Origin of the sequence: Kitasatospora sp. NPDC001539 (genome assembly GCF_040298565.1) — a bacterium.
Classification (GTDB): Bacteria; Actinomycetota; Actinomycetes; order Streptomycetales; family Streptomycetaceae; genus Kitasatospora.
In genome coordinates, this window is record NZ_JBEPAK010000227.1 from 1 (window position 1) to 11,535 (window position 11,535).

Consider the following 11,535-nt stretch of genomic DNA (forward strand, 5'->3'; position numbering starts at 1 on the left):
GGCCTTTCGGCCGGGGGCGGGCGGGCCGCTCAGCCGTCGTGGCCGGCCGCGGCGGCGACGGCCTCCTCGACGGTGGCGTTCCCGGCGACCAGCTCCAGGGTCTGTCCGGCGGTGCCGGGCTCGTTCAGCAGCGCGGCCAGGACGGCGGCCACGTCGGCCCGGTCGACCGAGCCCCGGCCGGCCGAGGGGGCGAGGCGGACCAGCCCCGTCCCGGGGCCGTCGGTGAGCCGTCCCGGGCGCAGCACCGTCCAGTCGAGTGAGGTGCGGGACCGGACGGCGTCGTCGGCGGCGCCCTTGGCGCGCAGGTAGGTCTCGAAGACCGGGTCGCCGGGGTGGCGGGCGGCCGCGTCGGCGCCCATCGAGGAGATGATCAGGTAGCGCCGCACCCCGGCCAGTTCGGCGGCGTCGGCGAGCAGCACGGCCGCGTCGCGGTCGACGGTGTTCTTGCGGTCGGCGCCGCTGCCCGGTCCGGCGCCGGCGGCGAAGACCACCGCGTCGGTGTCGGCGAGCAGGGCGGCCAGCTCGGGGACGGTGGCGGACTCCAGGTCGAGCAGCAGCGGCTCGGCGCCGGCATCGACGAGGTCCTGGGCCTGTTCTGGGCGGCGGATGATCCCGGCGGGGCGGTCGCCGCGGTCGGCGAGCAGCCGTTCCAGCTTCAGGGCGATCTGTCCGTGGCCCCCGGCGATGACGGTACGCATGGCTCCGACGGTAGCCCGGGCGGGCCGGGCCGTCCTGGGGAGCGCCGCGACCGGACACACCCGCCGACCCGCGACCCCGACCGGACCCCGCGCCCCCGACCGGGCCTCGCGACCCCGACCGGACCCCGCCACCAGGACACCCGCGAACAGGACACAATGGGGCGCATGACTTCGCTCGCCCACCCGCAGCTGCGTTTCACGCCCACCGTGGCGGACCCCTCCGGCCCCCGGGAGCTGGTGATCCTCGGCTCCACCGGTTCGATCGGCACCCAGGCCATCGACGTGGTCCTCCGCAACCCGGACCGCTTCCGGGTGGTCGCCCTGTCGGCGGCCGGTGGCCGGGTGGAACTGCTCGCCGAGCAGGCGCTGCGGCTGGGTGTGCACACGGTGGCGGTGGCCGATCCGGCGGCCGAGCCGGCGCTGCGCGAGGCCTTGGCGGCGAAGGCGGCGGGCCGTCCGCTGCCGGCCGTGCTGGCCGGGCCGGACGCGGCGACCGAGCTGGCCGGGACGGAGTGCCACTCGGTGCTGAACGGCATCACCGGGTCGATCGGCCTGCGGCCGACCCTGGCGGCGCTGGAGGCCGGCCGGGTGCTGGTGCTGGCGAACAAGGAGTCGCTGATCGTCGGCGGCCCGCTGGTGAAGGCGGTGGCGCAGCCCGGCCAGATCGTGCCGGTGGACTCCGAGCACGCGGCGCTGTTCCAGGCGCTGGCCGGCGGTACCCGGGCCGAGGTCCGCAAGCTGGTGGTGACGGCGAGCGGCGGGCCGTTCCGCACCCGGACCAGGGAGCAGCTGGCCGGGGTCACCCCGGAGGAGGCGCTGGCGCACCCGACCTGGGCGATGGGCCCGGTCGTCACGATCAACTCGGCCACCCTGGTCAACAAGGGCCTCGAGGTGATCGAGGCGCACCTGCTGTACGACGTGCCGTTCGACCGGATCGAGGTCGTGGTCCACCCGCAGTCGGTGGTGCACTCCATGGTGGAGTTCACCGACGGCTCGACCCTGGCGCAGGCCAGCCCGCCGGACATGCGGATGCCGATCGCCCTGGGGATCGGCTGGCCGGACCGGGTGCCGGACGTCGCCCCGGCCTGTGACTGGACGAAGGCCGCGACCTGGGAGTTCTTCCCGCTGGACGACGAGGCCTTCCCGGCGGTGGAGCTGGCCCGCGAGGTGGGCACCCTGGGGGGGACGGCGCCGGCGGTGTTCAACGCGGCCAATGAGGAGTGTGTGGAGGCCTTCCTGAAGGGCCGCCTCGCCTTCACGGGGATCGTGGACACTGTTGCCAAGGTCGTGGCCGAGCACGGCACGCCGGTGGCGGGAACTTCCCTGACGGTCGAGGACGTCCTGCACGCGGAGGACTGGGCCCGTGCCCGGGCCCGCGAGCTGGCGGCGGGCTGAGCACACCGGCCCGCGGTACCGGCGGTACCCCCGGTCCGGCAGGGCACGCGGTACGACCAGACGATGAGCGGAGCGGCATGACGGAGGGCCAGCGGTGGCAACGGTTTTGACGGTGGTCGGCATCCTGGTCTTCGTGGTCGGGCTGCTCGTCTCGATCGCCTGGCACGAGCTCGGCCACCTCTCCACGGCCAAGCTGTTCGGCATCCGGGTGCCGCAGTACATGGTCGGCTTCGGCCCGACCCTGTGGTCGCGCCGGAAGGGCGAGACCGAGTACGGCATCAAGGCGATCCCGTTCGGCGGGTACATCCGGATGATCGGGATGTTCCCGCCGGGCGAGGACGGCCGGATCACCAAGCGCAGCAGTTCGCCGTGGCGGACCATGATCGAGGACGCCCGCGAGGCCTCCTACGAGGAGCTCCAGGAGGGCGACGAGGACCGGCTGTTCTACACCCGCAGGCCCTGGAAGCGGATCATCGTCATGTTCGCCGGGCCGTTCATGAACCTGGTCCTGGCGTTCGGACTGTTCCTGACCGTGATGATGGGCTTCGGCGTCTCGATGCCCGTGCCCACCATCGGCTCGGTCGCGGCGTGCGTCGTCAAGGCCGGCCAGCCCACCGACACCTGCCCCGCCGACGCGCCGAAGACCCCGGCCAACGAGGTGGGCCTGCGCCAGGGCGACAAGGTGCTCTCCTTCGACGGCGACCGGATCCGCGACTACGACCAGCTCCAGGCGGACATCCGGAAGTCGCCCGGCAAGCAGGTGGAGATCGTCGTGGAGCGCGGCGGTCAGCAGCTCACCTTCAAGCCCACCATCGCGGTCAACGACGTGCAGAAGTACGACGGCGACGGCGTGCCGCTGAAGGGCCAGACCGTCCAGGCGGGCTTCCTCGGATTCACTCCCAAGAGGGACACCGTCCAGCAGACCTTCGGGCAGTCCGTCGACCGCATGACCGACATGGCCGCGAACGGCGTCAAGTCGCTGGCCGCCCTGCCCGGCAAGATCCCCGGACTCTGGAACGCCGTCGTGGGCGACGCCCCGCGCGACCCCGACTCGCCGATCGGCATGGTAGGCGCGGCGCGGGTCAGCGGCGAGGTGTTCTCCCTCGACGAGTCCGCCGCCCAGCGGGTCGCGATCTTCGTGAACCTGCTGGCCGGCATCAACCTGTCGCTCTTCCTGTTCAACATGCTGCCGCTGCTCCCGCTGGACGGCGGCCACATCGCCGGCGCGGCCTGGGAGGCCGTCCGCCGCCGCATCGCCCGGCTGTTCCGACGGCCCGATCCGGGCCCGTTCGACGTCGCCAAGCTGATGCCGGTGGCGTACGTCGTGGCGAGCGTCTTCATCGGGTTCACCCTGCTGGTGATGGTGGCCGACCTGATCAATCCGGTGAAGATCAGCTAGGGCCGGTCCTCGGACCCCCGGTCCCCCGCCCGGAGTGCGTTCGGGTACGGCGGGTGTGCTGGCGGCCCTGACCGTGCCGTACCGTGGAGGCCGGGTGCGCGATCGTCAGCGCGCCCGGCCTCGGCCGTCCCAGCGGCCGGGCGGTCGACCACACCTCAACCCCGGGGAACCCTGCGCACATGACCGCGATCTCGCTCGGTATTCCGTCCCTGCCGCTCAAGCCGCTGGCCAAGCGCCGGTACTCCCGGCAGATCATGGTCGGCAACGTTCCGGTCGGCGGTGACGCCCCCGTCTCGGTGCAGTCGATGACCACCACCGTCACCTCGGACATCAACGCCACGCTGCAGCAGATCGCCCAGCTCACCGCGTCCGGCTGCCAGATCGTCCGGGTCGCCGTCCCCTCCCAGGACGACGCCGACGCCCTGCCGATCATCGCCAAGAAGTCGCAGATCCCGGTGATCGCCGACATCCACTTCCAGCCGAAGTACGTCTTCGCGGCGATCGACGCCGGCTGCGCGGCCGTGCGCGTCAACCCGGGCAACATCAAGGCCTTCGACGACAAGGTCGGCGAGATCGCCAAGGCCGCCAAGGACGCCGGGGTGCCGATCCGGATCGGCGTCAACGCCGGCTCCCTCGACAAGCGGCTGCTGGAGAAGTACGGCAGGGCCACCCCGGAGGCGCTGGTCGAGTCCGCGCTGTGGGAGTGCTCGCTGTTCGAGGAGCACGACTTCCGCGACATCAAGATCTCGGTCAAGCACAACGACCCGGTCGTGATGATCCAGGCCTACCGGCAGCTCGCCGCCGCCTGCGACTACCCGCTGCACCTCGGCGTGACCGAGGCCGGACCGGCCTTCCAGGGCACCATCAAGTCCGCGGTCGCCTTCGGCGCGCTGCTCGCCGAGGGCATCGGCGACACCATCCGGGTCTCGCTCTCGGCCCCGCCGGCCGAGGAGATCAAGGTCGGCACCCAGATCCTGGAGTCCCTCGGGCTGCGCCAGCGCGGGCTGGAGATCGTCTCCTGCCCGTCCTGCGGCCGCGCCCAGGTCGACGTCTACAAGCTCGCCGAGGAGGTCACCGCCGGGCTGGAGGGCATGGAGGTGCCGCTCCGCGTCGCCGTCATGGGCTGCGTGGTGAACGGCCCGGGCGAGGCCCGCGAGGCCGACCTCGGGGTCGCCTCCGGCAACGGCAAGGGGCAGATCTTCGTCAAGGGACAGGTGATCAAGACCGTTCCCGAGTCGAAGATCGTCGAGACCCTGATCGAGGAGGCGCTCAAGCTCGCCGAGCAGATGCAGGAGGAGGGCGTCGAGGCCGGTTCGCCGACCGTCGTCGCCGCCGAGTGACCGCCGTTCGACCCGATCGCCGGCTCCGGCCCGTCCGGATCCCGCCCGGGTCGAACGCGACTGCAGCGCAGTTTTCCGGAAGCGGGGCCGTCCGTTCGCGGACGGCCCCGCAGCCGTAGCCGGGTGGGGCCACGGAGTAGGGTGCGGCCAGAGTCGTCTCAGTGAGGTGCGGTCTCGATGCTCGACCGAGGTGTGATTCTCCCCAGCTCCTTCCAGGTAGCCCGGGCCCTGGCCGCCACCCGCGTGCTGGAACCCCCCGACCTCGCGGACGCCCTGGAGGTCCTCCACCGCGACCCGGTCGCCAACGCCTTCGTCGCCACCCGGGTCGAGTCCGTCGGGCTGGACCCCTGGCGGCTCGGCGGGGAGATCTGGGGCTGGTACGACCGCGACGGTTCGCTGGAATCCCTCTGCTACGCGGGTGCGAACCTCGTCCTGGTCAACGCCGGACCGCAGGCCGTCGCGGCCTTCGCCGAACGGGCCCGGCGCCAGGGGCGGCGCTGCTCCTCGATCGTGGGGCCGGCCGAGGCGACCGCCTCCTTCTGGGCGCTGCTGGAGCGCAGTTGGGGACCGGCCCGTGAAGTCCGGGCCCACCAGCCGCTGTTGGCGACCTCCACGCCGTCGGCGGAGATCGCACCGGACCCGCTGGTGCGCAGGGTGCGGCGCAACGAGGTCGAGACGCTGATGCCCGCGTGCGTGGCGATGTTCACCGAGGAGGTGGGGGTGTCGCCGCTGGCGGGGGACGGCGGGCTCCTCTACCAGGCCCGGGTGGCCGAACTCGTCTCCACCGGGCGGTCGTTCGCGCGGTTCTCGGACGACGGGCAGGTGGTGTTCAAGGCGGAGATCGGCGCGGTGACGGAGGGGGCCTGCCAGATCCAGGGGGTCTGGGTGGCGCCCGAGCACCGGGGGCAGGGTCTGTCCGAGACCGGGATGGCGGCGGTGCTGGACATCGCGTTGCGGGAGGTGGCGCCGGTGGTCTCGCTGTACGTCAACGACTTCAACCTGCGGGCGAGGGCGGCGTACCGGCGGGTGGGGTTCCGCGAGGTCGGGGCGTTCATGAGCGTGCTGTTCTGAGGGTTCCCCGGGCCGTGCCCGCGGTTCTCCGGGGCCGGGTTCGGATCTTCGGCCGCACCGCCGGGCCGCTGGTAGTAACGTCCGGAGCATGGATCAGCTGACCGGGGTGACGATCGAGGCCATCGACCTTGCGGCCTGGGCGCCGCAGGCGCTGGAGGTCCAGGCGGTGGCGTTCGGGCTCACGCCCGAGGAGGTCACGGTACGGCTGCACATCGTCGGCCGGCACGCCGGGCAGCCCGGGGTGATCGCGTTCGGCGCGATGAGCGCAGGGCGGCTGGTCGGGTTCGGGTACGGGATGCCGAACCGGCGGGAGCACTGGTGGAGCACGGTCATCGAGCCGTACCTGGCCGCCCGGGGCCACGGGGACTGGCTGGACGGGGTGTTCGCGGTCACCGAACTGCACGTGCTGCCGGAGTTCCAGGGGCAGGGCGTCGGGACCGGGCTGATCCGGAGGCTGTGCGAGGCGTCGGAGCTGGACCGGAGCATCCTGTCGGCGATCGACGCCGAGACGCCGGCCCGGCGGCTCTACCGGGCGCTGGGCTACCAGGACTTGGCCCGGGCGGTGCGGTTTCCCGCCACGGACCGGCTGTACGCGGTGATGGGAGCGCGGTTGCCGCTGCGGGGCCCCGGCGTCGGCCCGCAGGCGGGGGTTTGAAGACGGGCCCTAGGCAGGCCGGGGGCGCACGGGCCTGCGGGCTCACCGGCTCCCGCTACGAGAGGTGCCCCGCGAACTCCAGGTGGAGTTCGGCGTCCTCCTGGCGGCCCGCGGTGAGCGAGCGGAGGGCCAGGTCCACGGAACGGAAGAGGGTCCAGCCGCGCAGGCGGTCCTCGTCGACGCCGAGGGCGTCGGAGAGCTGGTGGAGCCGGCGGCGGACGGCGGCGGGGGCGCCGGGGGAGCCGAGCAGGGTGTCGGCGCGGTCCAGCGCGAGCCGGGCCAGGTCGTAGGCCCGCTCGCCGGCCAGCGGGCGCGGGTCGATCGCCAGCCAGGGGGCGCGGTCGGCGGCCAGGACGTTGCCGTGGTGGAAGTCGCCGTGCAGGAGGAAGTTCTCGGTGGCGGAGGCGGCCAGGGACTCGGCGGTGGCCAGCGCTTCGGCGATCAGGGGCTGGGCGGCGGTCAGGGAGCGGCCGGTCCCTGCGGGGTCTTCGCCGTGTCGGGTGAGCTCGGCGACCCGGGCGGCGGCGTCGGCGACCCGGGCGCTGAGGGTGGGGTAGGGGGCCGGCGGCTCGGGCAGCTCCACCCAGAGGCGGTGCAGCAGGCTGGTGGCCTCCAGCATGGCCTTGGACTCGGCCAGTGAGCGCAGCGGGATCTCGCCGTGGAGGCGCTCCAGCAGGAGGACGCCCTCGGCGGGGTCGGCGTCGAGGAGGAGGACGGCACCCCGGCCGGCCCAGTGGGTGAGGGCGGTGTGCTCGTGGGCGGTCTCGGGGGTGACCAGGCCGGTCTTGAGGACGGCGGGGGAGAGGTCGTCGCGGTGGACGTACGTGATCAGGCTGAGGCTGCCGCCGGGGTCCAGGGTGCGTTCGGGGGTGAGGTTCCAGCGGCTCAGGTGGGCGGCTGCTCGGGCGGGCAGGGTGGTCAGCCACTGGCGGCCCGCCTCGCCGTGGGCGGCGGTGACGCTGTCGGCCAGCCAGGTGGGGACGGGGACGGGGGGCGGGCTTCCCGACATGCCTGGCCTTCCGGTTGGTGGGGTCCTCGGGGCGTGTGTCCATTGTCGGGGATGGCGGGGGATCGGGGGTGGTGGGACGTGCCGCGGGCGGGGGCCCGGGTGCCGCCGGTGCCGTCAGGGCCGGGGCGTCGCCGTCGGCGTGGGGACGGTTTCCGGGATGCCGGGGAAGGCGGTGTCGGGGGCGCCCCAGCGGCGGGCGCGGAGGGCGCAGTCGCGCAGGGCGGTGGCGGCGGTGGGCCGCTGGGCGGCGGGCAGGGCGGCGACCAGGTCGGCGTAGACGGCGCTGAGCCGGGTTTCGAGGTGGGCGGCGAGTCTGGTGGCGGCGGGGGCGTCGGTGACCGGGAAGGGCAGCTGGTAGCCGCCGGCGGCCGGGGTGGGGGTGGCGCCGAGGGTGGTGAGGAGGCGCTGCCAGGCGTCGCGCTGGGCCTGGTGGGCGGCGTGGGCGGTTCGGGCGTCGGCGCGCGGCCGGTCCTCGGAGAGGTGGGCGCCGACGACGCCGTAGCCGTAGACGGCGGCGTGCTCGGCGCCGAGGGCGTTCTGCAGGGCCGGTACGGAGTCGGTGCCCGGGGTGGAGCCGGTGCCCGGGGCGGAGCCGGTGCCCGGGGCGTCGGGCTTCGGGGCGGTGGTGGCGGCGGGCTGGTCGATGCCCTGGTCGGTCGGGTCGAGGGCGGTGGCGTGCAGGGTGTTGGCGGCGGCGACGGAGGCGAGCAGCCGGGCCAGCGGCGGCCGGGCGGCGCCGAGCTCGGCGAGGCGGAACTGGGCGGTCCGGCGCTCCAGGGCGGCCAGGGCGGCCAGGGCGGCCGGGGTGGCCGGGGTGGCCGGGGTGGCCGGGGTGGCCGGGGCGGTCGGGGTGGTGGTCGCGGTGGGGGTGGCGTTCGCCGCGGGGGTGGTGGCGGCCGAGGTCGGCGGCACCGAGGCGGCGGGGACGCCGTAGGCGAGCGCGGCGCGGTGCTGGGCGGTTTCGGCCCGGAGGGGCTGGAGCAGGGCGGTCCGGGCGTCCGGGGCGGCGAGGGCACTGTCGTACGCGGCCAGCAGGGTGTCGGTGGCGGCGAGGGCGCGCAGGCGGACGGCGAGGTCCGGGTCGGGGCCGGGGCGCCGGTTGCCGGGCAGCACGTCGCCGTCGGGGTCGCCGCCGGGGGAGCCGGTACAGGCGCTGGCGAGGGTGATCAGCCCGAGGGCCAGGAAGGTCCGTCGGCTGGGCGGCTGCATCGCGGTCACTCCGGGGCGGGTACGGGAGGACGGCCTCCCCGCCTGCCCTCGTCGGCCTGAATCTTCGCAGAACCCCCACGATTGCGGGCGGCGGCCCGGGCCGGGCGGGCGGATGTGACCTTGCTCGCAGTGGGTGGCGTCCGACCGGTCGGTGGTGGTCCGGAATCGGTGGTTGGGTGCTTCACCGGCTAGGCTTTGGGCCGAGCTGCCGTGACCCGGTGTGCGCCCCTGCGGCGCGGAGGGCGCGGGGCGACCTTCCGACAACAGCAGACGCGGCCGAGGAGTCCACCCGGATGAGCACCACCCACACCGACCGGCTGCGCGCGTTGCTCGAGCCGCTGGCCGCCCAGGCCGGACTGGACCTGGAGGACGTCAAGGTCACCAAGGCGGGGAGCCGCCGGCAGGTGCAGATCGACGTCGACACCGACGGCGGCGTGGACATGGACACCATCGCCGAGTTCAGCCGGGTGGTCGGCGAGGCCCTGGACGCGTCCGACGTGATGGGCGACGAGCCCTACCTGCTGGAGGTCGGTTCGCCGGGTGCGGAGCGTCCCCTGGTCCTGCCGCGGCACTGGCAGCGTGCGGAGGGCCGGCTGGCCGCCATCCACCTGGTCGACGGCGGGGAGATCGTCGCCCGGGTGCTGGAGGCGGACGAGGACGGCGCGCTGGTCGAGGTGCAGCCGGTGAAGGGGCGCGGCCGTCCGAAGGAGCGCCGTCTGGAGTACGGCGAGGTGGCCCGGGCGCGGGTCCAGGTCGAGTTCAACCGCAAGGACGACGAGAAGCTCCTGGACGAGGCCGCCGACTTCGACGACGCCGCCGACTCCGCCGAGGGGGACGACGGCACCGAGTGAGCCCCGGCCGCCGTACGACCATCATGAACGTGACGAAAGACGAGGAGGCGTAGCCGTGGACATCGACATGAGTGCCCTGCGCACGCTGGTCAACGAGAAGAACATCCCCTTCGACCTGCTGGTCGAGTCCATCGAGTCCGCCCTCCTCACCGCGTACCACCGCACCGAGGGCTCGCGCCGCCGGGCCCGGGTGCACCTGGACCGCAAGAGCGGCCACGTCACCGTGTGGGCCATGGAGGACCCGGCGGAGCTGGACGAGGGGGTCGAGCCGAAGGAGTTCGACGACACCCCGAGCGGCTTCGGCCGGATCGCGTCCAGCATCGGCATCCAGGTGATGATGCAGCGCCTGCGCGACGCCGCCGACGACCAGACCTTCGGCGAGTACGCGGGCAAGGAGGGCGACATCGTCACCGGTGTCGTCCAGCAGGGCAACGACCCGAAGAACGTGCTGGTCGACATCGGCAAGCTGGAGGCCATCCTGCCGCCGCAGGAGCAGGTCCCGGGCGAGGACTACCGGCACGGCACCCGCCTGAAGTGCTACGTGGTGGCGGTGCGCCGCGGGGTCCGCGGGCCGTCGGTCACGCTGTCGCGCACCCACCCGAACCTGGTCAAGAAGCTGTTCGCGCTGGAGGTCCCGGAGATCGCGGACGGCAGCGTGGAGATCGCCGCGATCGCCCGTGAGGCCGGCCACCGGACCAAGATCGCGGTCTGGTCGCGCCGCGCCGGGCTGAACGCCAAGGGCGCCTGCATCGGTCCGATGGGCTCCCGGGTGCGCGCCGTGATGGGCGAGCTGCACGGCGAGAAGATCGACATCGTGGACTGGTCGGAGGACCCGCGCGAGATGGTGGCCGCCGCGCTGTCCCCCGCACGGGTGACCAGCGTGGAGATCGTGGATGCCGCCCAGCGCTCCGCGCGGGTGATCGTTCCGGACTACCAGCTGTCGCTGGCGATCGGCAAGGAGGGGCAGAACGCCCGCCTGGCCGCGCGTCTGACCGGCTGGCGGATCGACATCCGGCCGGACACCGAGGGCCAGACCGAGGAATCCCCGGCCCAGTAGTCAGTGTTGTCCTGAGCGTCCCCGCGGTCCTCCGGGATCAGCGGGGCGGCGCCATGTCGCTTCGGAGGGGTAGACTTGCCTTCGTCTGGCCGGACGCATGTCCGAGCACGCCCGGAACGCACCTGCGTGGGCTGCCGCAAGCGCGCGGCCAAGCACCAGCTGTTGCGTGTCACGGCGGTCGAGGGCGTCTGCGTCCCCGATCCCCGTGGCGCACTCCCGGGCCGGGGCGCACACCTGCACCCCGATCCGGCCTGCCTCGACCTCGCGGTCCGCCGTCGGGCGTTCCCCCGGGCCTTCCGGCTCCAGGGCGCGCTCGACACGGAGCGGCTCCGCGAGTTCATCGAGGAGCGGGCGGGCGGGGCCTCCTAGTCGGGCCGCCTCCCGCGACAGCCGCCGCCCAGCGCGGCGGAGAACCACCGCAACAAGCACGGCGTGCGGGCAGCCGCGCGCCGCGCCACCAGTCAGGTACCTCGCGATGTGGAAGTAGGTCGAGATTGCGATGAGCACTCGATGAGTACGCGATGAGTACGCGATGGGTACGCCCATGAAGTAGCGACAGTCCGGCGGACGAGACCCCCGGACTCATAGACAGGAGTGAAGTGGCTAAGGTCCGGGTTTATGAACTCGCCAAGGAGCTTGGCTTGGAGAGCAAGGCCGTGATGGCCAAGCTGACCGAGCTCGGTGAGTTCGTCCGTTCGGCGTCCTCGACGATCGAGGCGCCGGTCGTGCGCAAGCTGACTGACGCGCTTGGAGTGGCCCCCACCGGTGGTGGCGCCAAGCCTGGCCCGCGGAAGACCGCGGCGCCCCAGCCCGCGGCACCTGCCGCGGGTGCACCCGGCTTGGGTGCACCC

General features: G+C 73.6%; 12 protein-coding genes. 9 read left to right on the forward strand and 3 right to left on the reverse strand.

All coding sequences use genetic code 11. The features are described from left to right. Nucleotides 1-29: 29 nt before the first annotated feature. Complete coding sequence (locus ABT247_RS26695; protein ID WP_350746972.1) at nucleotides 30-698, reverse strand: NAD(P)H-binding protein; 669 nt, start codon at nucleotides 696-698, stop codon at nucleotides 30-32. Nucleotides 699-863: 165 nt separating this feature from the next. Here ABT247_RS26695 and dxr point away from each other — a divergent pair, with 165 nt between their 5' ends. From dxr to ABT247_RS26720, 5 genes are all read left to right on the forward strand, one after another. Further along, on the forward strand, nucleotides 864-2,093 hold the full coding sequence (gene dxr, locus ABT247_RS26700) for a 1-deoxy-D-xylulose-5-phosphate reductoisomerase (RefSeq protein WP_350746975.1): 1,230 nt from the start codon (nucleotides 864-866) through the stop codon (nucleotides 2,091-2,093). A 94-nt stretch (nucleotides 2,094-2,187) separates the two neighbouring features. Then, nucleotides 2,188-3,492, forward strand: a complete 1,305-nt coding sequence (locus tag ABT247_RS26705) for a M50 family metallopeptidase (protein WP_350746978.1) — start codon at nucleotides 2,188-2,190, stop codon at nucleotides 3,490-3,492. Between the two features lie 179 nt (nucleotides 3,493-3,671). Then, a complete protein-coding gene (ispG, locus tag ABT247_RS26710; protein WP_207813195.1) occupies nucleotides 3,672-4,832 on the forward strand; it encodes a flavodoxin-dependent (E)-4-hydroxy-3-methylbut-2-enyl-diphosphate synthase in 1,161 nt (386 codons plus the stop codon). Between the two features lie 177 nt (nucleotides 4,833-5,009). Next, a complete protein-coding gene (locus tag ABT247_RS26715; protein ID WP_350746982.1) occupies nucleotides 5,010-5,903 on the forward strand; it encodes a GNAT family N-acetyltransferase in 894 nt (297 codons plus the stop codon). A gap of 88 nt (nucleotides 5,904-5,991) precedes the next feature. Then, nucleotides 5,992-6,558 (forward strand): GNAT family N-acetyltransferase, encoded by a 567-nt coding sequence (locus tag ABT247_RS26720; protein WP_350746984.1) that lies wholly within the window; start codon nucleotides 5,992-5,994, stop codon nucleotides 6,556-6,558. A 55-nt stretch (nucleotides 6,559-6,613) separates the two neighbouring features. Here ABT247_RS26720 and ABT247_RS26725 read toward each other — a convergent pair whose 3' ends face one another. Both ABT247_RS26725 and ABT247_RS26730 read right to left on the reverse strand, forming a co-directional pair. Further along, nucleotides 6,614-7,567, reverse strand: a complete 954-nt coding sequence (locus ABT247_RS26725; RefSeq protein ID WP_350746987.1) for an aminoglycoside phosphotransferase family protein — start codon at nucleotides 7,565-7,567, stop codon at nucleotides 6,614-6,616. Nucleotides 7,568-7,681: 114 nt separating this feature from the next. After that, on the reverse strand, nucleotides 7,682-8,776 hold the full coding sequence (locus ABT247_RS26730) for a DUF4439 domain-containing protein (protein ID WP_350747002.1): 1,095 nt from the start codon (nucleotides 8,774-8,776) through the stop codon (nucleotides 7,682-7,684). Nucleotides 8,777-9,069: 293 nt separating this feature from the next. Between ABT247_RS26730 and rimP the strand changes: the two genes are divergently transcribed. The 4 genes from rimP to ABT247_RS26750 form a co-directional block, all read left to right on the forward strand. Beyond that, nucleotides 9,070-9,627 (forward strand): ribosome maturation factor RimP, encoded by a 558-nt coding sequence (gene rimP, locus ABT247_RS26735; RefSeq protein WP_350746990.1) that lies wholly within the window; start codon nucleotides 9,070-9,072, stop codon nucleotides 9,625-9,627. A 55-nt stretch (nucleotides 9,628-9,682) separates the two neighbouring features. Next, nucleotides 9,683-10,684 (forward strand): transcription termination factor NusA, encoded by a 1,002-nt coding sequence (gene nusA, locus ABT247_RS26740; RefSeq protein ID WP_350746993.1) that lies wholly within the window; start codon nucleotides 9,683-9,685, stop codon nucleotides 10,682-10,684. Nucleotides 10,685-10,810: 126 nt separating this feature from the next. Continuing rightward, entirely contained in the window at nucleotides 10,811-11,053 is a 243-nt protein-coding gene (locus ABT247_RS26745; protein ID WP_350746996.1) for a YlxR family protein, read from the forward strand. Between the two features lie 230 nt (nucleotides 11,054-11,283). Beyond that, nucleotides 11,284-11,535, forward strand: a 252-nt coding sequence (locus ABT247_RS26750) for a translation initiation factor IF-2 N-terminal domain-containing protein (protein ID WP_350746999.1), incomplete at its 3' end; no start/stop codon positions are given.

Excerpts from the sequence above, each read along its gene's own strand:
- ispG (WP_207813195.1), top strand. The coding sequence starts at position 3,672 with ATGACCGCGATCTCGCTCGGTATTCCGTCCCTGCCGCTCAAGCCGCTG.
- ABT247_RS26695 (WP_350746972.1), bottom strand. The coding sequence starts at position 698 with ATGCGTACCGTCATCGCCGGGGGCCACGGACAGATCGCCCTGAAGCTG.
- dxr (WP_350746975.1), top strand. The coding sequence starts at position 864 with ATGACTTCGCTCGCCCACCCGCAGCTGCGTTTCACGCCCACCGTGGCG.
- ABT247_RS26725 (WP_350746987.1), bottom strand. The coding sequence starts at position 7,567 with ATGTCGGGAAGCCCGCCCCCCGTCCCCGTCCCCACCTGGCTGGCCGAC.
- ABT247_RS26715 (WP_350746982.1), top strand. The coding sequence starts at position 5,010 with ATGCTCGACCGAGGTGTGATTCTCCCCAGCTCCTTCCAGGTAGCCCGG.
- ABT247_RS26730 (WP_350747002.1), bottom strand. The coding sequence starts at position 8,776 with ATGCAGCCGCCCAGCCGACGGACCTTCCTGGCCCTCGGGCTGATCACC.
- ABT247_RS26720 (WP_350746984.1), top strand. The coding sequence starts at position 5,992 with ATGGATCAGCTGACCGGGGTGACGATCGAGGCCATCGACCTTGCGGCC.
- rimP (WP_350746990.1), top strand. The coding sequence starts at position 9,070 with ATGAGCACCACCCACACCGACCGGCTGCGCGCGTTGCTCGAGCCGCTG.